Here is a 23,696-nt window from a genome sequence, read left to right as displayed (position 1 = left end):
TCGGAACATCCTTGATTATCCCTGCATCTGTCATAGGGTGAAGTATGGGCACCCTGATAGGGGAAACGAACCCATCTTCAGCGACTGAAAGGAGTGTTTTTTCAGTCGCTGTTGTGTCACCTGAGCAATGATGGAGGACACCATGGAGATGACGATCAGCGGACGAAACGTAACGGTTTCCGATCGCTTCCGCGAGTACGTGGACGAGAAGATCGACAAGGTCGATCAGCTTGCGACGAAGATCCAGCGCTTGGATATCAAGGTCACCAAGGAGCCGCACGCTGCTCGCAACGCCGACAGCGCCCTGACCGTTGAACTGACGGTCCTGGGCCGGGGCCCGGCAATCCGCGCCGAGGCAAAGGCCGGAGACAAGTTCGCCGCCTTTGACACCGCATTCGCAAAGCTGCTTGAGCGTCTGCGCAAGGCACGGGATCGTCGCAAGGTCCACCACGGCAGCCGGACGCCGAAGGCCGTCCACCAGGCAACCAGCGGGCTGGAGCCCGCCGCCACCTCCATCCCGCTGCATGAGGCAACCCGCATCGCGCAGCAGGAGGAAGAGGCGCGTCTCGCCGCCGAGGCGGCCGAGGCCAGCGCCAGCCCGATCGAGATCCGTCGCAAGGTCTTCCCTGCAGAGTCGATGAGCGTCGACGACGCCCTGGACCGGATGGAAATGGTCGGCCACCCGTTCTACCTCTTCATCGACGAAGCGACCGGTGCACACTCGGTGGTCTACAACCGCCGCCAGTATGCCTACGGCATCATCACCCTTGATCCCGAGGCCACCGACGAGGCAACCCTGGAAACCCGCCGCTACCGGGACACAGCCCCGGTCAACGCATAAACAGCTAGGCAACTACGATGGGCCTATGACCACGATCCTCTCGACGTCCCAGGCCCGTCGAATCGCCCTCGCAGCCCAAGGGCTGCACCGGGCACGGCCCACCGCACCTGTCACGATTGGTGCGGTGGGCCGCACTTTTAACCGACTGGAACTGCTCCAGATCGATTCGGTCAACGTACTCACCCGAGCGCAGTACCTGCCGCTCTTCTCGCGGCTTGGCCCCTACGAGACCTCGCTGCTTGACGATCTCTGTGTCGGCAAGCCTCGCAAGATCCTCGAATACTGGGCGCACGAAGCTTCCCTGGTCAGGTCCGAACACTTTGCGGACCTGGTGCCGTGGCAGCGTCGCACCTGGCCGGGCAGCCTCGGCGCGCTTGACGACGCGGGACACTCGCTCTCACGGGAGATCCAAGACCTGCTGCAAAGCTCCCCGCCGCTCACCGCCCGGGAGGTCTCCGAGGAATTGGGCCATGTGCACCCAAAGGAAACGGTCGAATGGGGTTGGAACTGGTCGGCCGTCAAACGGGTGCTGGAAGCGCTCTTTGCCGAAGGCATCATCACCGCATCGGGGCGGAACAACCAATTCGAGCGCCGCTACACGGCCTTGGAGAAGGTGCTGCCGGAATACCGGGAGCAGCCCGAACCCGTGGATCCGCGGTTGGCCATGGAACGCTTGCTTCTGGCATCCGCAAAGGCCCACGGGGTCGGCACGGCGCATTGCCTGGCCGACTATTTCCGGTTGCCTGTCAGGGAAAGCGCGGCGGTCCTGGAAGACCTGAATGAGCGGTCGATGCTGGTCCGTGCCGGAGTGCACGGACAAAAGGACACGTTCTACATGCTCCCGGACACCGTCATTCCTCGGCGCGCCTCGGCGCGGGCACTCCTAAGCCCCTTTGATTCGCTTGTTTTCAACCGCAAACGCATCGAAAAGATTTTCAATTTCAATTACCGGTTGGAAATCTATACGCCGAGTGAGAAACGCACCTATGGCTACTACGTGTTGCCATTCCTGCTGGGGGAGAACCTCGTGGGGCGCGTCGACGTCAAGGCCGACCGTTCGCAGAAATCCCTGCTCGTGCGCGGGGCATATGCGGAACCCGATGCCCCGCCCGAAACCGCCGACGAGCTGGCCAAGGAGTTGCACCTGCTGGCGGAATGGCTGGGACTTGAAGATATTGACGTTTCTCCGCGGGGAAATCTGGCAGCAGCCTTGGAGTTTTCGCTAAGCTCGCCCAAATTCGCTGATAACCACAAGTGAAAGCAATCTCTCACGTAGACTGAACACGCCAGAATTCCTGTGCTTGAGATTTGGGAGCTGCCTCGTGGCATCAATGCTTGAACGTATCCTGCGTACCGGCGATAAGAAGACGCTGAAAAAGTTGCGTGGATACGCTGACGCTGTCAACGTGCTTGATAGCGAATTCCGTGCCCTTAGCGATGCCGAGTTGCGCGGCGAGACAGATAAATTCAGGGCGCGAATCGCCGATGGCGAATCGCTGGACCACCTTCTCCCGGAGGCGTTTGCCGCCGTCCGCGAAGCAGCGGACCGCACCCTTGGCATGCGCCACTTCGATGTGCAGCTCATGGGCGGCGCCGCCCTCCACATGGGCAACATCGCGGAAATGCGCACGGGTGAAGGCAAGACCCTTGTGGCCACGGCTCCCGCCTACCTCAACGCGCTCAGCGGCAAGGGCGTCCACGTTGTCACGGTCAACGACTTCCTTGCCGAATACCAGTCCGACATCATGGGCCGCGTCTACCGCTTCCTGGGCCTGACCAGCGGTTGCATCCTTTCAAACCAGGATCCCGCGCAGCGTCGCCAGCAGTACGAATCCGACATCACGTACGGAACGAACAACGAGTTCGGCTTCGACTACCTGCGCGACAACATGGCCTGGAGCGCCGAGGAACTCGTGCAGCGCGGCCACAACTACGCCATCGTCGATGAAGTCGACTCGATCCTCATCGACGAGGCCCGCACCCCGTTGATCATTTCGGGACAGGCCTCCGGCGACGTGAACCGCTGGTACACCGAATTCGCCAAGCTGGTCAACCGCCTCTCCATCGACGTCGACTACGAGGTCGACGAGAAGAAGCGCACCATCGGCGTCCTGGAATCGGGCATCGAAAAGGTCGAGGACTACCTCGGCATCCACAACCTCTACGAGGCATCGAACACGCCGCTGATCGGCTTCCTGAACAACGCCATCAAGGCCAAGGAACTGTTCAAGAACGACAAGGACTACGTCGTGATCAACGGCGAAGTCATGATCGTCGACGAGCACACCGGCCGTTCGCTGGCCGGCCGCCGCTACTCCGAGGGCATGCACCAAGCCATCGAGGCGAAGGAAGGGGTGGAGATCAAGGCCGAGAACCAGACCATGGCGACCGTGACCCTGCAGAACTACTTCCGCCTCTACGGCAAGCTTTCGGGCATGACCGGCACGGCCCAGACCGAGGCCGCCGAATTCATGTCGACCTACAAGCTTGGCGTCGTGGAAATCCCGACGAACAAGCCGCTGCTTCGCAAGGACCAGCCGGACCTGATCTACAAGAACGAGATCGCCAAGTTCGATGCCGTCGTCCAGGACATCGCCACGCGCCACGCCACCGGCCAGCCGGTCCTGGTGGGTACCACCAGCGTTGAAAAGAGCGAATACCTGGCCCGCCTGCTGGCCAAGCAGGGCATCCGCCACGAGGTGCTCAATGCCAAGCAGCACGCACGCGAAGCCGCAATCGTCGCACAGGCCGGCAAGAAGGGCTCCGTCACCGTTGCCACGAACATGGCCGGCCGCGGAACCGACATCATGCTCGGTGGCAACGCCGAGTTCCTGGCCGTCTCGGAGATGGAACGCCGGGGCCTGGACCCGGAGGAAAACTCAGAGCAGTACGAGCTGGAGTGGGACGACGTCTTCGCCTCGGCGAAGAAGAAGGTCTCCACCGAGGCCAAGGAAGTCGCCGAATCGGGCGGCCTCTACGTGCTGGGCACCGAGCGCCACGAATCGCGCCGCATCGACAACCAGCTGCGCGGCCGCTCCGGCCGCCAGGGCGACCCGGGCGAGTCCCGTTTCTACCTGTCGATGACCGACGAACTCATGCGCCGCTTCAACGCCGGTGCCGCACAGCGCATCATGAACAACCCGTCGATGCCCGACGACGTTGCGCTGGAATCCAAGATCGTCTCCAAGGCCATCGAGACCGCCCAGGCGCAGGTGGAGGGCACCAACGCCGAACAGCGCAAGAACGTGCTGAAGTACGACGACGTGATGAACCGCCAGCGCGAGGCCATCTACGGCGACCGCCGCCGGATCCTGGAAGGTGGCGACCTCCATGAGAAGGTGGCGCACTTCCTGGAGGACGTGGTCAAGGCCATGGTCACCGAGGCCACCGCCGAGGGCCAGGCCGACGATTGGGACCTGAAGCATCTGTGGACCAACCTGAAGCAGCTATACCCGATCTCCATCACCCTCGACGAGGTCATCGCCGAGGCCGGACACCGCAGCTCGCTGACCCCGGAGTTCCTGGAACGCGAGATCCTTTCCGACGCCCGCCTGCAGTACCAGGCGCGCGAGCAGTCCGTCGGCGAAGAAAACATGCGCGAGCTGGAGCGTCGCGTGGTGCTCTCCGTCATCGGCCGCAAGTGGCAGGAACACCTCTACGAGATGGACTACCTCAAGGAGGGCATTGGCCTGCGTGCCATGGCCCAGCGCGACCCGTTGGTGGAGTACCAGCGCGAGGGCTTCATCATGTTCCAGACCATGATGGAATCCATCCGAGAGGAGAGCATTGGCATGCTCTTCAACATCGAGGTTGAGACCAAGCAGGCACCCGAGGTGTCGCTGCCCGGCGTCACCGACGCACGCTCGGTGACCAGCGGACCGGTGCTCAACACGCCGGGGCTCGACGCCCCGGCCAGGCCCTCCACGCTGCGCTACACCGCGCCGGAGGAGAGCGGCGAGGCCTCGACGCACATCGAGCGCACCCCGGGATCCGCGGCGCCCAAGCCAGAGGGCAACGGCAAGAAGAAAAAGGGCAAGCGCAGCTAGCCGATTTCAAGCGCAGTAACCTGCCACCGTCCGTGCCACCGCTCAATTCTGAGAGCGGTGGCACGGACTTTTTGCAGGTCCAGCAGTACCACTGCGGCCTCGAAAACCAGCGGCAGGACCTGGGAAATGCGGATGCGCAGCACCCTCGGGTTGCTGTAGCAACACACGCCCGGGTCCGGTTGGCGTTCCTGCCCGATCCGCAGATGGTGCTCGAGCTTGCCCATGCACTCGGGGCTCAGGGCGTTGACCAGTTGGCGCGCCGGACGGGCCCCGGCCAGCACCTCCAGCACCGCCGGGGCCACGGCATGCACGATGGTTGCCACCGACTCCTCGACGTTCGCCATGGACGCGGCCTTGGGGAAGATCTTCTCGATGAGCGGACGGACCTCCGCGGGGACCTGGTCGGGATCGGGGTCGGGGGCGTCCGTGTGCCAGCCCGGGACCGTTTCGGGCGTCGGCGCATCCGGGATGGGCGCCGGAACGGGTGCAGTTCCGATGATGCACCGCTGGCTGCGCGGAGCCGCAGTGCCCCGCAGGGCCTGGGGGAAGCGCCTGCCGGTGGTGCGCGGGGACGGCACCTCGCCTGACTCGGTCCACACGCCCTCGTGCAGCAGGACCGCGGGGGTGCTTCTGGTGGCCGGTTCGATCGTGGTGATGCTCATGGCGTGCTCCTGACGGGGACGTGGTGCGGGTGGTTTCCTTACGAACGGGTGTTGAGGGATTCTGGCTCGGTGAGGACCAAGCCGACGGCGAGCCTGTCGGGGTTGGGGCCGATGAGTTCGCGGTTGGCCGCATACCATCGCGGCCAGGATTCTGCGATGTCCCCGGATGTGGCCTCGGGGTCCAAGTGCCGGGCGGCAATCGACCAGAGGGTGTCGCCGGGGCGGACGACCACTTCCTGCGATTTGCGGGTTCCGCCGCCGAGCAGCCGCTGCAACGGCAGGGAAATCCGGTGCGGAAGCCATCCGGGGGAGAGCACTGTGGATTCGTCCGGAGTGGTGCCCGCACCGTCTCCGGGATCTCCGTGTGGTTCCGGGCTTGCCGTCGTCTCGGGGCCGGTTGGTTGGCCGGCGACATGCTGGGCGGTGGGGGTGCGGGGTTCCGCCGCATGGGCCGACGTGGCAAGGAGGAGGGAGCCGCCGATGGCGGCCGCGCCGAGCCTCGCAAGGAATCCCGGGACCAGCCGCGCAATTTTCGCGCCGAGGCGACGGTGGCCCAGCCTGGCGCTCAGCGTGGCCAGCAGTGCCAACAGCATGCCGAGCAGCAGCCAGAGCATGATCACCGCGCCGAGCAATCCCAGAGCCAGTCCGGTCAACCGCTCGAGGGAGTCCGGGGTGAGATCCGCGTCCACGAACGTGTCCGGGTCCAGCCTCCTGGAGATGAGGCGGCCGCCGAGCAGCATTGCCAACGACAGGCTCGCCGTGGCCGCCACCGTGAATACGTCATTAGTAGCTTGCTTGCGCATTTTAACCTGATTTGATGTTGTTTGAGGTGATTTGATGTGTTGTGTTTGAACATGATGGCACTTAGCGCGTTGCGACGCTAGGGGTTCCGGCGAACGAATTTCGGACCTAGGGTGTGCCCATGAGATGGGAATCGCTCTTTGAGGATCTCGAGGCGCTGCTTGAAGCCGAGTCGGCGCGTGAAAAGACCAGCGAAATACAGGAAGCGGTGCGCGTGGAACGAGCCCGCGAGGCTTTGATCCAACGCCTGTCACCGCAAATCAACGCGCACGTGGAGGTGCAGTTGCTGGGCGGGGACAGGCTGCACGGGCGGCTGGCGGCCCTGGGCAAGGACTGGTTCATGCTGCGTCGCGGCGAGATCGAGGAGCTTGTTCCGATCCACGCGCTCTCCGGCTGGACGCAACGAACCCAGGGCCAGCGGCAGGATGCCGGCGAACCACGCATCGGACTGGGCCAGGCCCTGCGCGTGCTGGTGCGGGACCGCGCAAGGATCAGCATCGGGGGCATCGACGGCTCGCTGCTCGCCACCGGAACCCTCGACCAGGCGGGAAAGGACTTCCTGGAAATCGCCCGGCATGAGCGCGATGAGTACCGCAGGGCACCGGCGCTCCAGGGGTCCAGCCTGGTGCCGATTCCCGTGGTGGCATGGGTGCGCAGGGAAAACTGATACCCAACATTTTGCCGACCGGGGCTTTTCACCGGTCGGGGTGCGGGCGTAGGGTTTCGGCTCAAGGGCCGGAATTGTCGAGGCGCCCTGGCGAGTCAAGGGGGACTCGGTCATCGAGGATTCAAGGGGGAGAACGCCATGGACCGGGTTCAGGACCGAGTCGCCGGCGAAGCGCGTCGCATGGCACGACCCACGTGGAAGGACCCGCGGCTGCTGATCGGCATCCTGATCGTGCTGGCCTCCTGCGTCGGAGTGATCGCGCTGACAAGCACGCTGGACAAGACGGTGCCCATGTACGTGGCCAAGGCCGACATTTCCCTGGGCGAGCAGCTCACCGCGGAGAAACTCACGGTCGCAAACGTCAAGCTCGACGCCCTGGGGGAACGCTACCTCGCGGCGGACCCGAAAATGCTGGTCGGGCACCGTGCCAACGCGCTGATCCGCGCCGGCGAATTGATTCCGTCCAGCGCGATCGGCCTGCAGGACGGGACAAACCGGAGGCCGGTTTCCGTTAACCTTTCCGATGCGCTGCCCGCGGCCATCACGGCCGGGTCCCACGTGGATGTGTGGGTCTCCTCCAAGGACCGCGCGGCAAATTCCTTCGCCGCCCCGACGCTGCTGCTGCCTGCGGCCGAGGTGACATACCGCGCCGAACGCCCCACGGGGTTCGGCGGCACCGCCGGCACCGTGGTGGAGCTGCTGGTGGTGGACGACTCGCTGGCCGACCTGCTCGAGGCGATGGCCAATGACGCGCGCATCACCGTGGTCTTCAACCCGACGGCGAGTTCGTGATGAACATTTCCGTGGTCATCTGGGCCGATGACGGCGAACTGGTCGAACGCCTGGAGCGGCAGCGGGGGATTCTCACCGTGGCCCGGACCTGCATCGACATGGTTGAAATCATCGCCCTGAGCGAGACGGGGCTGGCCGATGCTGTCATCCTCGCCGGGGTGCCCGACCTGGTCGAAACCCGGGACATCGATGCGATCACCGAACGGGGCGTCCCTGTGGTGGTGCTCTGCGACGACCCTGCCCAGGCCAGCCGGCTGAACAGGGCGGGGGCCCACGTGGCGGCGGCGGGGATCGATGCCGTGGAGCTCGGCGTGCTCATCCAGCACGCGTGCGGGGAGCGGCAGCGCAGGGTCCGGTCCGACGGTGCCAAGGCCAACGTGGAACCGGCCGAAAACCCCTCAGGAAGGCGCGCGCGGATCGTGGTTTTCTGGGGGCCCAACGGCTCGCCCGGACGCTCCTTGGTGGCGCTGAACTATGCGGTTGAATGCGCCCTGGACGAACGCGAGGTGATCCTGCTCGATGCGGACACCTACGGGGCGACACAGGCCGTGCAGCTGGGGCTGCTGGACGAGGCGGCCGGGCTTGCGCAGATCTGCAGGACCGTGGACCAGGACCGCTTCGACGCCCACACCCTGGAGCGCATTTGCGCCCCGGTGGTGATCGCCGGGGCCAGGATGCGCGTGGCCACCGGCCTCCCGCGGGCCAACCGGTGGCCGGAGCTGCGTCCCACCGCGCTGCGCCGGGCGGTGCTGGCCCTGCAGGAACGCTGCGACGTCATCGTGATAGATGTCGCGGGGCCGCTGGAACTCGACGAGGAGCTCAGTTTCGACACCGCCGCGCCCCAGCGCAACGGCGTGGCGGCGGCCATGCTCCGCATCGCCGACGAGATCTACGCGGTGGGCCAGGCCAACAGCATCGGGGTGCCCCGGCTGATCCGGGCGCTGGATGAAATGCAGGCCTCGGTCGGCGAACTTGCCGTGAAGGTCGTGTTCAACAAGGTCTCGGCCGCCAGCGTCGGCTCGGCCCCGCACCGGGCGCTGGAGGAGACCTGGGCCCGCTTCGGGCCCGCGCAGCCCGTCGTTGCCTACCTGCCGCACGACCCCGACGCGGTGGAATCGGCGCTGCTTGCCGGAAGCGCCCTAGCAGAAATCGCGCCGCACTCGGCATTGCGCATCGGCATCGCGGGCCTCGCGGGCAGAAAAATCAAGGCCCGGACCCGCATTTTGCCGCGGCGCGCCGCGTCGAAGTGACGATCGAAACCTAGCGGGATAGTGTTGTAACACTAGCGTTACGCAACGGAGCGAAACGTACATCTATACACGGAGGCGTTCTTTTGAACACGTCGGAGTCCAGCATGTCCGAAACATTCATCGCTGAGACACTCACTGCCGATCTAGTAGCAACCTACTACGGCCAGTTAGCACCAGAAGATGCAGCGGCATATTCACCGGAGCAGCTCGAATCCAGGGTGGCGGCACACCTGGCCGTCGGCTGGGAGCGTGACCCGAAATCAGCACGGGTTTCGATCACCCGGCACGCTGGCGCCACCATTGTCTATGTGGTCACCGACGACATGCCGTTCCTGGTGGATTCCGTGACCGCGGAGATCGTGCGCCAAAAGGCCGCAATCAACGTCGTGGTCCACCCGACCTTCGTGGTCAGCCGTGATTCCGAGCACGGGCGCATCACGTCGCTGGAAACCGTTCCGGCACACGAGCACCTGGCCAGCGGCGACACCGCCGCCCTGCCGAACCTCTCCGCCCTCGTCGCGGAAAACCGCGACACGGCCATCGAATCCTGGATCTCCGTCGAGCTCGGCGGGGACCCGACCGACGAGACCGTCGAAGCCCTGGTCGCCGGCCTGGAACGCATCCTCGTTGACGTGCGTGCCGCCGTCGAGGACTGGTCGGCCATGCGCAACAAGGCCCACGAGATCGCGGATTCGCTCGCGCTTGTCACCGGCGCCGAGGAGATCCCGGACCTCAACGCCGCCGTGGACCTGCTGCACTGGCTCGACGACGGAAACTTCACCTTCCTGGGCTACCGCGACTACGACCTGGTCACCGAGAACAACGAAGACGTGCTGCGCATCCGCCCCGAGTCCGGCCTGGGCCTCATGCGCAACACCGCCTCCGCCCGCAACACCCAGCACCTGACCAAGCGCGGCCGCGCCATGGCCCGCGACAAGCGCGCCCTGGTGATCACCAAGGCCAACTCCCGCTCCACCGTGCACCGCGGCGTCTACCTGGACTACGTGGGCATCAAGCGCTTCGACGCCCAAGGCAACGTCAACGGCGAACGCCGCTTCATCGGCCTGTTCGCCTCCAGCGTCTACACCTCCTCCGTGCGCAGCGTTCCCGTGGTCCGCGAAAAGGTCAAGGCCGTGCTGCAGCGCACCGGCTTCGCCCCGGACTCGCACTCCGGCAAGGACATCGTCACCATCCTTGAGACCTACCCGCGCGACGAGCTCTTCCAGATCTCCGTGGAGGACCTCACCGACACCGTGCTGGGCATCCTGCGCCTGCAGGAACGCCGCCGCACCTCGCTCTTCCTGCGCCCGGACGTCTACGGGCGCTTCATGTCCGCGCTGGTCTACCTGCCGCGCGACCGCTACACCACCGGCGTGCGCCTGCGCATCGAGAAGGAACTCACCGAGGCCTTCAACGCCGAGTCGATGGACTTCGAGACCCGCATGAGCGAGTCCTCGCTGGTCCGCCTGTTCTACCGCATCCGCCTGCAGCGCCACGGCCTGACCCCCGTCGTGGACCGCGCCGCGCTGGAAACCCGCCTGGTCGCCGCCGTGCGTTCCTGGTCCGAGGGAATCTCCGAGGCCGCCACCGAGCGCTACGGCGCCGAGGCCGGCACCGCGCTGGCCTCCAACTGGGCCGAGGCCTTCCCCGCGGCGTACCGCGTGGAATTCGAGGTCGAGGAGGCGCTGGCCGACATCGAGCGCTTCGGCGTCTACGAGGAACCTGACCACGTGGGCCCGGTCATCAAGCTCTACGTGCCCGAGGAGGACGAGGATTCCGAGGTCAACGCCCGGATGAAGCTCTACCTGACGGCGCCGCTCTCGCTGTCCAAGATCCTTCCGGTGCTGCAGAACCTGGGCCTGGAAGTCATCGACGAGCGCCCGTTCGCCGTCAGCCCCGCTGCCGCCGAGGAACGCTACCTCTACGACCTGGGCCTGAAGTTCCCGGCCGGGATCGACCCGCTGGCCGCCGAGTCGCTGCTCGAGGCCGCCTACGGCGCGATCGTGACTGGTGTCGCCGAGTCCGACCACCTCAACCGCCTGGTGCTGCGCGAGTCCATGGGCTGGCGCGAGGTGTCGCTGCTGCGCGCCTACGCCAAGTACCTGCACCAGCTGGGCGTCTCGAACTCCTACTCGTTCGTTTCCGACACCCTGGTCGCGAACCCGGATGTCACCCACGGCCTCGTCGCGCTCTTCGAGGGCACCTTCGACCCGTCGCTGTCCGCCGAGGAATCCGCCGCAGCCCGCGAGGCCGCACACGCCACGCTGGCCGAGGCGCTCGAAAAGGTCCCGACGCTGGATGCCGACAAGCTGCTGCGCCGCTTCGTGAACGTCATCGAGGCGACCCTGCGCACCAACTACTACACCGATCCCGCGGCGCTGGCCTTCAAGCTGATGCCGGGCAAGATCGACGGTGCGCCGTTCCCGCGCCCCAAGTACGAGATCTGGGTCTGCTCCCCGCGCATCGAGGGCACCCACCTGCGCTTCGGCGAGGTTGCCCGCGGCGGCCTGCGCTGGTCTGACCGCCGCGACGACTTCCGCACCGAGGTCCTGGGACTGGTCAAGGCGCAGATGGTCAAGAACGCCGTGATCGTGCCGACCGGCGCCAAGGGCGGCTTCTTCGCCAAGCAGCTGCCGAACCCGGCAGTCGACCGCGGCGCCTGGATGGAAGAGGGCAAGGCCGCCTACCGCATCTTCATCCGCTCGCTGCTGGAGATCACCGACAACCTGGTCACCGACGCCAACGGCGAGACCGTGGTGCCGCCGGCCAACGTCGTGCGCCTGGACGGCGACGACACCTACCTGGTGGTCGCCGCGGACAAGGGCACCGCGTCCTTCTCCGACATCGCCAACTCGATCTCCGAGGAACGCGGGCACTGGCTGGGCGACGCATTCGCCTCCGGCGGCTCGATCGGCTACGACCACAAGGCCATGGGCATCACCGCCCGCGGCGCCTGGGAGTCCGTCAAGCGCCACTTCGCCGAGTTCGGCGTGGACACGCAGACCGAGGAATTCACCGCCGCCGGCGTGGGCGACATGTCCGGCGACGTGTTCGGCAACGGCATGCTGCTCACCCGCACCCTGAAGCTTGTCGCCGCGTTCGACCACCGCGACATCTTCCTGGACCCCAACCCGGAGGCGGGCGCGTCCTTCGACGAGCGTGCGCGCCTGTTCGAGCTGCCGCGCTCCTCGTGGGCCGACTACAACAAGGACCTGATCTCGGCCGGCGGCGGGGTCTTCTCCCGCTCGCTGAAGTCCATCCCGATCTCCCCGGAGGTCCGCGACGCACTCGGCCTGGGCGCCACGGTCAGCTCCATGGCCCCCACCGAGCTGCTCAAGGCCATCCTGGGTGCCCCGGTGGACCTGCTCTACAACGGCGGCATCGGCACCTACGTGAAGGCCTCCACGGAGACCCACGCAGAGGTCGGCGACCGCGCCAACGACGCGATCCGTGTCGACGGCAAGCAGATCCGCGCGAAGGTCATCGGCGAGGGCGGCAACCTGGGCATGACCCAGCGCGGCCGCATCGAGGCGGCGCTGCACGGCGTCCTGTTGAACACCGACGCCATCGACAACTCCGCGGGCGTCGACTGCTCGGACCACGAGGTCAACATCAAGATCTTCGTGGACCGCATGGTCCGCGCCGGCAAGATCGACGCCGACGAGCGCGCTCCGTTCCTGCACTCGATGACCGACGAGGTCGCACGCCTGGTGCTGAAGACCAACTTCGACCAGAACGTGATGCTGCTCAACGACAAGCAGGAGATGGCGAGCTGGTCCCCGGCCTTCGAGCGCCAGATGGATTGGCTGGAGGAGCACGCGGACCTGAACCGCGAGCTCGAGTTCCTGCCCACCAACGAGCAGCTCGAGGAACGCCTGGCCGCGGGCCAGACGCTGACCGTGCCTGAGCTCTCCGTGCTCGTCGCCTACGCGAAGATCCAGCTGGCCTCCGCGCTGGCCGTGTCCGACCTGCCGGACGACCCGTACTTCGCGGCCACCCTGCGCAACTACTTCCCGGTCCAGCTGGCCGAACGCTTCGGCGCGGAACTCGATTCGCACCCGCTGCGCCGCGAGATCATCGCCACGGTGATCGCCAACGACATGGTCAACGTCGGCGGCACCACCTACGCCTTCCGCGTCATGGAGGAAACCGGCGCCACCGAGTCGCAGGTCGCCAAGGCCTTCGTCGCGCTGCGCGACATCTACGCCTTCGACGCGGAATTCGACGCGATCAACGCGCTGGCACCGTCCTTCGAGACGCAGACCTGGTGCCGCCTGCACCTGGACATGCGCCGCCTGCTGGACCGCGCCACCCGCTGGTACATCCACCACGTCGACCGCGACGTGTTGGTCAGCGATTCCGTCGCGGCGTTCGCCCCGACCGTCCAGGCCCTGCGCCCGGTGGTCGGCTCGCTGCTGCGCGGTTCGGACGATGCACGCGTGAGCGCGCTGAAGACCGAGGCGCTGGGCTGGGGACTCGAGAAGGGCCTGGCCACCCGTTGGGCCGAGCAGTTCGAGTCCTTCGTGCTGCTGGACATCGCCGCCATGGCGACGCGCACCGGTCTGGACGCCGGGGAGATCGCCAAGATCTACTACGTGCTCTACGACCGCTTCGGCGTCGACGCGCTGCTCGAGCGCGTCACCGCGCTGCCGCGTGCGGACCGCTGGCAGGCGCTGGCCCGTGCGGCCCTGCGCGACGACCTGTACTCGACGATCATCGACTTCACCCGCGACGTCATCGAGGTCTCGGACGATGCCGAATCGGACCCGGCCGTGCGTGTGGATGCATGGACTGCCGCGAACGGGGCTAATCTTGAACGTGCAAAGAACATGTTCGCGGAAGTGAACCGACTCGAACGCGATGACATGGCGTCCCTGTCGGTGGCTCTGCGGCTGTTGCGTTCAATCGTACGGAGGTAACAGTTGGCCATCTTCACGGACCAACTTCGAGAGTCAGCTGATTTTGGGCCTGGAGATGAAGACTGGCTTCACCTCTTGGTGGGGGACTGGCAACTGGTCGCCGATCTGGCATTCGCCGATCTGGTGCTGTGGTTTCCGGTCCCGGACGGGACGTACATGGCGCTTGCCCATGTGCGTCCCTCCACCTCGCACACCGTCTTCCACACGGACTTCGTGGGGGAGCGGATCCGCAAGGACCTCAAATCCCTCGTGGACGAGGCCTGGCGGACGCAGGCAATCGTGCGTTCGGACCGCGGGACGGGGCAGGAAGAGCACTCGATGCTCATCGAAGCCGTCCCCATGGTCCGCAACGGGCGCACCCTGGCGGTCATCAGCGTGCACGTCGACCTTTCGGGTTCGCGCATGCCCTCGCGCCTCGAACTGACCTACAAGCAGTGCGCCGAGGACTTGCTGAAGATGTGCACCCAAGGGCTGTGGCCGGACTTCGCCACGCCCACCGGGTCGCGCCGCGGCGCCCCGCGCGTCGGGGACGGGTTCATCCGCCTCGCCGCCGACGGCGTCGTGCAGTACGCGAGCCCCAACGCGGTTTCGGCCTACAGGCGGCTCGGCGCGGCGGACACCCTCGAGGGCAGGTCGCTCTCCGAGGCGACCATGGGCCTGGTGAAGGACCGCCGACTCATCGACGAATCGCTGCCGCTGGTGGTCTCCGGCAAGATGCCGTGGCGCACCGAAATCGAGTCGATGGGCGTGACCCTGTCGCTGCGCGCCATTCCGCTGCGGGACTCGAGGAAGCGCTACGGCGCGCTGGTGCTGTGCCGCGACGTGAGCGAACTGCGCCGCCGCGAGAAGGAACTGGTGTCCAAGGACGCCACGATCCGCGAGATCCACCACCGCGTGAAAAACAACCTGCAGACGGTTGCCGCGTTGCTGCGCATGCAGTCGCGCCGCATGAAGTCGGAGGAGGGCCGCCAGGGCCTCGACCAGGCCATGCGCCGGGTCGCGACGATCGCAGCCGTCCACGAGACCCTCTCGCAGGGCCTGAGCGAGAACGTGGACTTCGACGAGCTCATCGACAGGCAGTTCCGGCTGATCGTGGAGATCGCCTCTCCCGGCCAGAAGGTCAACACCGAACGCACCGGTGCCTTCGGGGGCCTTCCCGCCGAGTTGGCGACGCCGCTTTCACTGGTGATCAACGAGCTCGTCACGAACGCAGTCGAGCACGGACTGGCGGACCGGGACGGCACCGTGGTGTTGAACGCGGAACGCTACAGGGACCCGCTGGGCGAGGACTTCCTCCGGGTCACCATCAGCGACAACGGGGTGGGCCTGCCGCCCGAGCCGCGCCAGGAAGGCCTGGGCCTGCAAATCGTGCGGACCCTTGTCACCAGCGAGCTGAGCGGAAACATCTACTGGGAGGACCGCAGCGGTCCGGGCACCCGCGTGGTCATCGAGTTGCCGGTGGCGGCGCGCCGCTAGCTTCACCCGGAAAAGCCAGACGCGAAGGGCCGGCCCATCGAATCGGTGGGCCGGCCCTTCGCGTCTGTTTCGCCGTGCGTCCGCGGCTAGAAGCGCTTCTGCAATGCGAGGATGTTTGCCACGTAGCGCTTGGTGTCCGGGTACATGCCGTACTTCTTCACGCCTGCAGCACCCTGGTAGTAGGAAGCGATGCCGATTTCCTTGGACGGGCTGTTGCGCTGGTGGTGGCGGATGATGGCGATGCCGGCCGTCACGTTGTCCTGCGGGTCAAGCAGGTTCAGCTTGCGTCCCACGAGCCCCTCGGCCCACTGGCCCGCGGACGGGATGACCTGCATGACGCCCACCGCGTTGGCGGGGGAGACCGAAGCCATGTTGAAGCTGGATTCCTGGAAGGCGTGTGCCAGGGCCAGGGACGGATCGACACCCATGGCGCGGGCGGTCGATGCAACCATTGCCTGCATCTGGGCCCGCGAGGGCAGGTTTGCCGCGAGCAATGCTCGTTTGTTCTCGTTTGCCGAATTCACGGTGCCCGATGAGTACTTGCGGCCCAGGAAGGTGTTCCCGACCAGCGGCTTGGAGGACGTCGGATTAACGGCGGAGCTGCTTGAACCGTTGCCGGAAGTCGTCAGGCGCTGTCCGATGGACAGGGTCGAGCCGTAGCTCAGGTTCTTGTTCAGCTTCAGCAGCGTGTTCACCGGCGTGTTCGTCTTGTTGGCGATGCCGATCAGGGTGTCGCCCGATACGACCGTGTAGCTGCCGCGGCTTGCTGCCGGAGCCTGGGGGGCCGGCGCCGGGTTCTTCGTGGCCGAGCCGCCGCCCGAAACCTTCAGGATCTGGCCCGGCCGAATGATCGTGGATGAGCCGAGGCCGTTGAGGCTCATGAAGGAGGAAACGGACATGTTGTGGCGCAGGGCGATGCCCGAGGGCGTGTCGCCGGCCCGGACCGTGTAGCTGCCGGACTTGCTCGTCGAGGAGCCCTGTGAACCGGGCTTCGAAGCGGCGGAACCGCCGGCGGAGGAGAAGCGCAGGGTCTGTCCGATGTGGATCAGGTCCCCGGCGGGGTTGCCCGCGGCGCTGCGCACCTCGGCCAGGGACTTGCCCAACCGGTTGGCAATGCCGCCGAGGGTGTCACCGACGACGACCTTGTACTGGGAAACCGTCTTGGCCGTTCCGCTGGCTGCGGTCCGCTGGGCGGTTGCCGCGGAACCGGAGGACTTCAGACGCAGTGTCTGGCCCGGGAAGATGTTGTCGGAGCGGAGGCCATTGGCCTTCTTGAGGTCGGCTACCGAGACCTTGGTGCGAAGCGAGATGTGCGAGAGCGTATCGCCCTTTTTGACCGTAACGGTTTGGCTCTTCTTTGCCATCGGAGAGACTGACGTCGGAATGTGGGACGCCACAAGGTGTGCACTGATCCGGGCCTCGGCGGCCTTGACCATGGCAGGGGTGGCGACCCTGGGTTGAAGAGCATCACGGGTTGGCAGTGGTGCTGCGACGGCAGGGGTGGCGAGAGTTCCAAGGACCACGGCAGGAATTGCCGCGGTGGCGACTGCGCCGCCGATTGCTCGGACGTGGCGGTTCTGTGCGATGGACATGAAGCGATCCTTTGGGTTAGGGCAAGGGCGAATCGTTCGGTCGCAAGTGAATTCACAGGAAGAGCCTTGTGAATCATGTGACTCAAGTTGCGAGTGTGACTCCTGTGAATTTACACCACAAGCTGAAATTTGTGAAAGATCCCATGCAAAAAACTTCAATATGGGTCCAGATACGCCGCTGGATGTGGCACGCTGGATTGGTGAGCAATATTGAGAATCTCGTAGCCGAGTGGCTGCCCCTGCCCGACCTAGCCGAAGCGCTGGATATTTCCATCAAGAAGGTCCACAGCCTCATCGACGAACGCGCGATCATTTGCGTCCGCGTGGGTGCGCGCAACATCCGCTCGGTGCCCGCTGATTTCGTCCTCGACGGACAACTCGTGGACAGCCTGAAGGGAACCATTTCGGTTCTCAAGGATTCGGGTTACGAGGATGAGGAACTGCTGGTGTGGCTCTTCACCGCAGACGAGTCTTTGCCGGGCACCCCGATGGAGGCCCTGCGTGCGGGTCGCAAGACCGAAATCCGCCGCCGCGCCCAGTCGCTGAGCTGGTAGCAGGTACTTCGCCCGGGAGCCATGAATCCATGGAGCCCGGGCCAGGTTAAACATCAAGGGAGTGTTCGCGCCGGTTTGACGGCGTGAACACTCCCTGATGTTTTGTCCGGAGCCGTCCGGCACGGTGCCAGACGGCGGGCGACTCCTAGGAGGTGCGGCGGATTGCCGCGAGCCCCAGGGTGCGCAGGGCGTGCCGGGCCATCGGTGAAACCTCGAGTTCCTCCAAGGCTGCAAATCCCTGGTCGGATAGCTGTGCGATGGAATCCTCGGTTGCCGCCAGTGCCCCGCAGGACTCCAGCAATTCGCGCATCCGGGTCACTTCTGCATCGGCGAGGTCTTCGGCGCCGAGCCGGCCCTGGATGAATGCCTGGTCCTGGTCCGATGCCAAGGTCAAGGCATGCGCAATGATTTCGGTGCGCTTTCCCTCGCGTAGGTCGTCGCCCGCGGGTTTGCCGGTTACGGCGGGATCACCGAAGACACCCAGGACGTCATCGCGCAGCTGGAACGCCTCGCCCAGGGGGAGCGCAAAGCGGGAATACTGTTCCAGGAGTTCGTCGCTTGCACCGGCCAGTGCGCCGCCGAGCAGCGTCGGATTTTCCGTCGAGTACTTGGCCGACTTGAAACGCACGATGGTGCGGGCGCGCTTGACGGCGTCCGCCGGGCCGTAGGCGGGGCCTGCGGATTCCTCAAGCACATCAAGGTACTGACCGGCCATGACCTGGGCACGCATCCGGTCAAAGATCGACCGGGCCTGTGGAACCGATGGCTCGATCGTTGCAAAGAGCTGTTCGCTTAAAGAGAGGCACAGATCCCCGGCGAGGATTGAAGCGGCCTCACCGAAACGCGGGGCGTCGCGGTGCCACCCCGAGGCCCTGTGGAGGGATTCGAAGCGGCGGTGCATGCTTGGCTGTCCGCGGCGGGTATCCGAGCGGTCGATCAGGTCGTCGTGAATGAGGGCTGCGGCCTGGAAAAGCTCGAGGGCAGCGCCGGCCCGCACGATGTTTTCCTCGTTCGGATCTCCGCCGGCACCGACGAATCCCCAGAAGGCAAAGAGCGGGCGAAGGCGCTTGCCGCCGCGGGTCAGGTCGTTGATGGCGGTGACGATTTCGCCTGCCGCCGGTGCGATCTGGGAGATGACTTCGTGCTGTTCTGCCAGGAACGTGGTCAGTAGTTCTTCGATGCGTTCCGAGAAGCCTGCGGAAAATACCCGAGCCTGTTCGGGGTCGAAGGTGTCCGCAGCAAAAAGAGTCATGTTTCCCATCCCATAGATTGCGCAACGTGGTTTGGGGTTAACTCTAGTACGCGCGGGCAAAACGCCCGCAGTGTCGGAGCCGCTCACTAGACTGGGGAGCATGGGACAACAACGGGTTCGGGCGATACTGCATGTGGACATGGACGCCTTTTTCGTGTCCGTTGAACTGCTGTCCCGACCGCAACTGGTCGGCCAGGAAGTCATCGTGGGTCATCCGGGGGAGCGGTCGGTGGTGCTCTCCGCGTCCTATGAATGCCGTGCCAAGGGCGTGAAGTCCGCGATGCCGATGAGCCAGGCCGTCCGGCTTGCCCCGAGGGCCACGGTCATCGAACCCACCCACGGGCTGTACTACAAATACTCGGCGCGCATCATGGAAATCTTCTACGAAGTGACTCCGCTGGTGGAGCAGCTCAGCGTGGACGAGGCTTTTCTCGATGTCACCGGCAGCATGCGCCGGCTCGGCCCGCCGGAAGCCATCGGGGAAATGATTCGCTCACGGCTTCGCTCGGAGCTCGGGCTTCCGGCCAGCGTCGGGATCGCGACAAACAAATTCGTGGCAAAGGTCGCGTCGACCCGCGCCAAGCCCGACGGGATGCTGGTGATCAGGCCCGAGCAGACCCTTGATTACCTGCACACCCTGCCCGTGAAGGCGCTGTGGGGCGTCGGGGCCAAGACGGCCGAGGTGCTGAGGGAGATGGGAATATCCACGGTTGCCCAGCTCGCGCAGACCCCCGAAAGCACCTTGAAGAAGCGCCTCGGTGCCACCGGCACCCACCTCTACAAACTGGCGTGGGGACATGACGAGCGGGAGATTGAAACCGAGCGCGAAGAGAAAAGCATCGGAGCGGAAGAAACGTTTGCCGTGGACGTCCATGACGGCGAGATCCTCAAACGCGAGATCCTGCGTCTGGCGCACCGGGTTGCCACGCGACTGCGAGAAGCCGGCAAGGAAGCTGCAACTGTCGCCCTGAAACTGCGTTATGAGGACTTTTCCACCCTTTCGCGCAGCCGAACCTTGCCATCGCCAAGCAATGCCGCCGGTGTTCTCGCCGCGGCGGCGGAAGGCCTGCTCGAGAAACTCGGGACCAGGCCCATGGCCGTCCGGCTGGTGGGAATCCGCGCTGAAAAATTGCGCAACGCCGGATACGGAATGCAATTGAGCATCGACCCGCAGGACGACAACTGGCGTCAGGCCGAGGTTGCGATGGATCAGATCCGCTCCAGATTCCCGTCCGGCGCCCTGCTTCCCGCCTCATTGCTAGAGTCTGCGCACAACGAAAAGACTGAGGGACACGCCGACTGAAGTGGATGCCGTGAGGGGACTGTGAGTTGAATCCTGACTACCTTATTAACAAGTTTCAGGACTATTCTTGATCTAGAACCTACTGACTGAAATGGTCGGGAACATTGTCAAGATGTAGTTCGTTCCATAAGGTAAGGGCGAAAGCCATGACCGTGAAGTGAAAGGAAAGAGACGATGCCACTTTCCGAGCATGAGCAACGTCTTCTGGAGCAGCTGGAGAAGCAGCTACATGAGGATCATCGCTTCGCCTCGACAATGAAGACTGTGTCGAGTGCGGGGAACTATTCAACGCGCAACCTAGCATTGGGCGCGTTGATCGGTATCGTCGGGATCGGCGTCTTGATTGCCGGCATCTCGAGTCAACTCATCTATGTTGGCGTATTGGGCTTCATTGTGATGTTCGGCGGTGTTTACTTGGCACTTTCGCGTAAGGGCGGAGCCAGGGGGTCGAAATCGGCGGAGAAGGCAAAAACTGCACAGAAATCCGGATTCATGAGCGACCTCGAGAGCAAGTGGGAACAGCGCAAGCGCGACGAGCAAGGTTCCTAGACCCCGGCATTGACTTTCCCTGGGCGCCCACCCAGCAGCAACAGAATTCGCTAAGGCTCCGCATACTGCGGAGCCTTAGGCTTTTAACTCCCTGTCTGATACTTGCCGCCGAACATCAACGCGGCGAAGCCGCCCAGGGTCACCCCGCCTTGGCTGCAAATGGTGTTCGACGCGCCCGACGCGCCGAGTATGCCCAATCGAAATAATTTTTATTCCGAGGTTTGCGACGGCCCGCCAGGCGGGGGTGTGCAAGGCCTCGTTTTTCCCTCCACGCTTGCCCCCGCGGCTCCTCCACTTTCTTCCACCGCGCCGACACCCGTCCCCAAAACCCCGTATTCACGCGGATTTTACATTCCGTATTTGTGTTTTGTGTCACGGGTTCATTTTTGGCGATTCCCGACTGTGGTTTTTCCCTCCACTTCGCTCCCCGCCCGGAAATCCGCGGAAAATCAATGGTTTTTCGGGTCTGAGCGTGTCGTAATGGCCGAATGGCCGTTGACAGTGGAGGGGTGTGGAGTAAAGTGGAGCGAAATAGAGGGAAATGGAGTCGATGCTCCTTCAAATCGAGAGGCGGTCTATGTGTTCCTAGGAACGTATACACCGCGCCTTGACGAGAAGGGAAGATTGATTCTTCCGGCCAAATATCGTGATGAATTAGCAAATGGTCTAGTTCTGACCCGAGGGCAGGAGCGTTGCATTTACGTTTTTAGTCAGCGTGAATTTGAGAAGCAGCATGAGCAAATGAGCCAGGCGCCGATCTCTTCACGACAGGCACGAGACTATGCACGTGTTTTTCTTTCCGGTGCTTCTGACGAACTGCCGGATAAGCAGGGCCGGGTCACTATTCCGGCAATGCTCCGCTCCTACGCGGGATTGGACCGTGAGGTCACGGTGATTGGCGCGGGCAACCGTGTTGAGATCTGGGACTCCACCTCATGGAACTCTTACCTCGAAGAGCAGGAGAACGTGTTCTCCGAGACAGATGACGAAGCATTACCCGGTTTCTGATCACTTCGGTGACTAGGGACCTGCAAATGGCTTGGATGAGATCTCCAGCCGCCCAGTCGATGTCCATCCTGGCTTCACTTCCCCGAAGCCAGGCGGGACATGCATGGGTCGGAGGGGGCTCTGATTTAAGCCAGTGCCCGAGCAACAATGCCCACGCGAAAGGGGTAGCAGTGAATCCTGACGGAGCCGCAGAGCGACCCGCCTCGGAACGACACGTTCCTGTCCTGCTTGACCGATGCGTTGGGTTGCTGGCACCCGGAATCGAAGCCGGGATCGCGGCTCGCGGCCGCGCCGTCGTGGTGGATTGCACCCTCGGCATGGGAGGCCACTCGGAAGCCTTGCTTCAGCGCTTCCCTGATCTGCACTTGATCGGACTTGACCGGGACGAACAAGCTCTGGCCCTCGCCGGTGCACGCCTCGAACCTTATGCGAACCGCACCGATCTCGTTCACGCCGTTTACGACGAAATCGCGGACGTTGTCGAAGATCTCGGATTCGACGGAATCGACGGGGTTCTCTTCGACCTCGGGGTTTCCTCGCTGCAGCTCGATGAGCGGGAGCGAGGTTTCGCCTACTCCTACGACGCACCCCTGGACATGCGGATGGATACGTCGCGCGGCCCCACGGCGGCAGATGTTGTCAACGAGTACAGCGAGACCGAACTGGTTCGGATCATTCGTGCCTGGGGCGAGGAGAAATTCGCAGGGCGGATTGCCTCCTCCATTGTCGAAGGCCGCAAGATCAAGCCCTTCAAAACCACCGAGGAACTCGTTGCGGCCATTCGCTCGGTAGTCCCCGCAGCGGCGGCACGTACCGGGGGGCACCCCGCAAAGAGAACCTTCCAGGCACTTCGCATCGAAGTGAACGAGGAATTGGACGTCTTGGAACGTGCGATCCCCGCGGCAATGGGGGCGTTGCATGTCGGTGGCCGCGTTGTGGTGATGAGTTACCACTCGCTGGAAGACAAGATCACCAAACGGCATTTCGCTGCCGGCTCCAAATCTTCGGCACCCGCGGGCTTCCCCGTGGAACTCGAAGAACACAAGGCGCAATTCAAGGTCCTCACGCGAGGCACCGAGAAGCCCACTGACCAAGAAATCGCAGAAAACTCACGTGCAGCTTCAGCGAAGCTGCGAGCCGTGGAACGCATCCTGAAGAGGAACTGAGTATATGAGCAACCGGACACCCAACCGCGTACGTTCCCGCACCTTCGACGTGCCGCCGACGCAGGGTGCCAACGCGCTCAGTTACGCCCCGGAGCCGATACCGGCGTCGAGGCCCGAATCTTCTTCAACGAAGCGACGCATCACGCTTTCGGTCGTGCCCTCGCTTTCAACGCAGCGTCGCATACCGCTCCTGGTGACGTTGCTCTTGATGATTCTCGCTTCGGCCGTGATCGTTCTTCTTCTCAACGTGTTCATTGCCAACGGCCAGTACACGATGGTTGGCCTCAAGGGGCAGGAACGCACGCTCTCCCAGGAGAACGAGGCGCTGCGCCAGGAAGCCCAGTACCTGGAGGCCCCGCAAGTGATTGCGGAAAAGGCCACCAAGCTTGGCATGGTCAAACCGGGTACACCGGCAGCGATCAACCTTGATACCGGCAAGGTCACGGGGAAAGCAACGGCAGCCGTGAAGCAGGAGAAGGGTGCAAAGATCGCAGGCGTCCTGGCCACACCGCTCATGCCCGAAGCCGATGTTCCCACGGCCAAGGAATCCCAGTCGGAGCCGAACAATCCGGAGGCCGCAGGGGGATCCGCATCGACGACCGCCCCGACCCAGGAAGCGCCTGTTCAGGCTGAGGAAGTTGCGACCCCGACCGCGAAGCAGCCGGTGGAAACCGGCACGCAAGGGCGTCCGTCGTTCACTCCCCAGCAGCTCAACGGGGGAACCATCCCGGCCCCGACCATGAAGACCCCCGGCCGATAGCCGGTTGCCCCTGGCCGTCGAGCCACGCTAAAGCACCACCAATCCTTTCGGTATGAGC

General features: G+C 64.3%; 18 protein-coding genes. 14 read left to right on the top strand and 4 right to left on the bottom strand.

Going from position 1 to position 23,696, the window contains the following annotated elements:
- Window positions 1-142: 142 nt before the first annotated feature.
- The 3 genes from hpf (at window position 143) to secA (ending at window position 4,887) form a co-directional block, all read left to right on the top strand.
- A complete protein-coding gene (hpf, locus tag ACIQLF_RS16220) occupies window positions 143-841 on the top strand; it encodes a ribosome hibernation-promoting factor, HPF/YfiA family (protein WP_400300553.1) in 699 nt (232 codons plus the stop codon).
- A 25-nt stretch (window positions 842-866) separates the two neighbouring features.
- Window positions 867-2,099, top strand: a complete 1,233-nt coding sequence (locus tag ACIQLF_RS16215) for a winged helix-turn-helix domain-containing protein (RefSeq protein WP_400300550.1) — start codon at window positions 867-869, stop codon at window positions 2,097-2,099.
- A 64-nt stretch (window positions 2,100-2,163) separates the two neighbouring features.
- Complete coding sequence (gene secA / locus ACIQLF_RS16210; RefSeq protein WP_400300547.1) at window positions 2,164-4,887, top strand: preprotein translocase subunit SecA; 2,724 nt, start codon at window positions 2,164-2,166, stop codon at window positions 4,885-4,887.
- Here the strand turns inward: secA and ACIQLF_RS16205 are convergent.
- Together ACIQLF_RS16205 and ACIQLF_RS16200 are read right to left on the bottom strand one after the other, a co-directional pair.
- A complete protein-coding gene (locus ACIQLF_RS16205) occupies window positions 4,884-5,549 on the bottom strand; it encodes an Rv3235 family protein (RefSeq protein WP_400300544.1) in 666 nt (221 codons plus the stop codon). The two genes, secA and ACIQLF_RS16205, sit on opposite strands and share 4 nt — an antisense overlap.
- A gap of 38 nt (window positions 5,550-5,587) precedes the next feature.
- On the bottom strand, window positions 5,588-6,352 hold the full coding sequence (locus ACIQLF_RS16200; RefSeq protein ID WP_400300541.1) for a LysM peptidoglycan-binding domain-containing protein: 765 nt from the start codon (window positions 6,350-6,352) through the stop codon (window positions 5,588-5,590).
- A 119-nt stretch (window positions 6,353-6,471) separates the two neighbouring features.
- On the opposite strand from ACIQLF_RS16200, the gene ACIQLF_RS16195 reads away from it, so the two are divergent.
- From ACIQLF_RS16195 to ACIQLF_RS16175, 5 genes are all read left to right on the top strand, one after another.
- Window positions 6,472-7,017 carry a hypothetical protein gene (locus ACIQLF_RS16195; RefSeq protein WP_400300538.1) on the top strand — a complete coding sequence of 182 codons (546 nt, stop codon included), beginning with the start codon at window positions 6,472-6,474 and terminating at the stop codon, window positions 7,015-7,017.
- A 180-nt stretch (window positions 7,018-7,197) separates the two neighbouring features.
- Window positions 7,198-7,809 carry an SAF domain-containing protein gene (locus ACIQLF_RS16190; RefSeq protein WP_400300536.1) on the top strand — a complete coding sequence of 204 codons (612 nt, stop codon included), beginning with the start codon at window positions 7,198-7,200 and terminating at the stop codon, window positions 7,807-7,809.
- Window positions 7,806-9,059 carry a CpaE family protein gene (locus ACIQLF_RS16185; protein ID WP_400300533.1) on the top strand — a complete coding sequence of 418 codons (1,254 nt, stop codon included), beginning with the start codon at window positions 7,806-7,808 and terminating at the stop codon, window positions 9,057-9,059. The genes ACIQLF_RS16190 and ACIQLF_RS16185 overlap by 4 nt, the downstream gene beginning before the upstream one ends.
- Before the next feature lie 104 nt (window positions 9,060-9,163).
- Entirely contained in the window at window positions 9,164-13,978 is a 4,815-nt protein-coding gene (locus ACIQLF_RS16180) for an NAD-glutamate dehydrogenase (protein WP_400300530.1), read from the top strand.
- Window positions 13,979-13,981: 3 nt separating this feature from the next.
- Complete coding sequence (locus ACIQLF_RS16175) at window positions 13,982-15,454, top strand: sensor histidine kinase (RefSeq protein WP_400300527.1); 1,473 nt, start codon at window positions 13,982-13,984, stop codon at window positions 15,452-15,454.
- A gap of 86 nt (window positions 15,455-15,540) precedes the next feature.
- Here the strand turns inward: ACIQLF_RS16175 and ACIQLF_RS16170 are convergent, their stop codons facing one another.
- Window positions 15,541-17,046, bottom strand: coding sequence for a LysM peptidoglycan-binding domain-containing protein (locus ACIQLF_RS16170; RefSeq protein ID WP_400300524.1), 1,506 nt, complete (start codon window positions 17,044-17,046; stop codon window positions 15,541-15,543).
- Between the two features lie 200 nt (window positions 17,047-17,246).
- On the opposite strand from ACIQLF_RS16170, the gene ACIQLF_RS16165 reads away from it, so the two are divergent.
- Entirely contained in the window at window positions 17,247-17,600 is a 354-nt protein-coding gene (locus tag ACIQLF_RS16165) for an Rv2175c family DNA-binding protein (RefSeq protein WP_400300521.1), read from the top strand.
- A 145-nt stretch (window positions 17,601-17,745) separates the two neighbouring features.
- Here ACIQLF_RS16165 and ACIQLF_RS16160 read toward each other — a convergent pair whose 3' ends face one another.
- Complete coding sequence (locus ACIQLF_RS16160) at window positions 17,746-18,852, bottom strand: polyprenyl synthetase family protein (RefSeq protein WP_400300518.1); 1,107 nt, start codon at window positions 18,850-18,852, stop codon at window positions 17,746-17,748.
- A gap of 100 nt (window positions 18,853-18,952) precedes the next feature.
- Here ACIQLF_RS16160 and dinB point away from each other — a divergent pair, with 100 nt between their 5' ends.
- From dinB to ACIQLF_RS16135, 5 genes are all read left to right on the top strand, one after another.
- Window positions 18,953-20,155 carry a DNA polymerase IV gene (dinB, locus tag ACIQLF_RS16155; protein WP_400300515.1) on the top strand — a complete coding sequence of 401 codons (1,203 nt, stop codon included), beginning with the start codon at window positions 18,953-18,955 and terminating at the stop codon, window positions 20,153-20,155.
- A gap of 174 nt (window positions 20,156-20,329) precedes the next feature.
- Window positions 20,330-20,704: a DUF3040 domain-containing protein gene (locus tag ACIQLF_RS16150; RefSeq protein ID WP_400300512.1), complete on the top strand. Its 375-nt coding sequence runs from the start codon at window positions 20,330-20,332 to the stop codon at window positions 20,702-20,704.
- A 579-nt stretch (window positions 20,705-21,283) separates the two neighbouring features.
- Window positions 21,284-21,712, top strand: a complete 429-nt coding sequence (gene mraZ / locus ACIQLF_RS16145) for a division/cell wall cluster transcriptional repressor MraZ (RefSeq protein WP_400300758.1) — start codon at window positions 21,284-21,286, stop codon at window positions 21,710-21,712.
- 170 nt (window positions 21,713-21,882) lie between these two features.
- Window positions 21,883-22,878, top strand: coding sequence for a 16S rRNA (cytosine(1402)-N(4))-methyltransferase RsmH (gene rsmH / locus ACIQLF_RS16140; RefSeq protein WP_400300510.1), 996 nt, complete (start codon window positions 21,883-21,885; stop codon window positions 22,876-22,878).
- Between the two features lie 4 nt (window positions 22,879-22,882).
- Entirely contained in the window at window positions 22,883-23,638 is a 756-nt protein-coding gene (locus tag ACIQLF_RS16135) for a hypothetical protein (RefSeq protein WP_400300507.1), read from the top strand.
- Window positions 23,639-23,696: the final 58 nt, after the last annotated feature.

Origin of the sequence: Paeniglutamicibacter sp. NPDC091659 (assembly GCF_044756805.1) — a bacterium.
GTDB lineage: Bacteria > Actinomycetota > Actinomycetes > Actinomycetales > Micrococcaceae > Paeniglutamicibacter.
This window is presented reverse-complemented; position numbering and strand designations above follow the sequence as displayed.

What these genes read in the sequence shown, in the direction of transcription:
- hpf (WP_400300553.1), top strand. Translation starts at nt 143, where the DNA reads ATGGAGATGACGATCAGCGGACGAAACGTAACGGTTTCCGATCGCTTC.
- ACIQLF_RS16215 (WP_400300550.1), top strand. Translation starts at nt 867, where the DNA reads ATGACCACGATCCTCTCGACGTCCCAGGCCCGTCGAATCGCCCTCGCA.
- ACIQLF_RS16205 (WP_400300544.1), bottom strand. Translation starts at nt 5,549, where the DNA reads ATGAGCATCACCACGATCGAACCGGCCACCAGAAGCACCCCCGCGGTC.
- ACIQLF_RS16200 (WP_400300541.1), bottom strand. Translation starts at nt 6,352, where the DNA reads ATGCGCAAGCAAGCTACTAATGACGTATTCACGGTGGCGGCCACGGCG.
- ACIQLF_RS16195 (WP_400300538.1), top strand. Translation starts at nt 6,472, where the DNA reads ATGAGATGGGAATCGCTCTTTGAGGATCTCGAGGCGCTGCTTGAAGCC.
- ACIQLF_RS16190 (WP_400300536.1), top strand. Translation starts at nt 7,198, where the DNA reads ATGGCACGACCCACGTGGAAGGACCCGCGGCTGCTGATCGGCATCCTG.
- ACIQLF_RS16180 (WP_400300530.1), top strand. Translation starts at nt 9,164, where the DNA reads ATGTCCGAAACATTCATCGCTGAGACACTCACTGCCGATCTAGTAGCA.
- ACIQLF_RS16170 (WP_400300524.1), bottom strand. Translation starts at nt 17,046, where the DNA reads ATGTCCATCGCACAGAACCGCCACGTCCGAGCAATCGGCGGCGCAGTC.
- ACIQLF_RS16160 (WP_400300518.1), bottom strand. Translation starts at nt 18,852, where the DNA reads ATGACTCTTTTTGCTGCGGACACCTTCGACCCCGAACAGGCTCGGGTA.
- dinB (WP_400300515.1), top strand. Translation starts at nt 18,953, where the DNA reads ATGGGACAACAACGGGTTCGGGCGATACTGCATGTGGACATGGACGCC.
- ACIQLF_RS16150 (WP_400300512.1), top strand. Translation starts at nt 20,330, where the DNA reads ATGCCACTTTCCGAGCATGAGCAACGTCTTCTGGAGCAGCTGGAGAAG.
- ACIQLF_RS16135 (WP_400300507.1), top strand. Translation starts at nt 22,883, where the DNA reads ATGAGCAACCGGACACCCAACCGCGTACGTTCCCGCACCTTCGACGTG.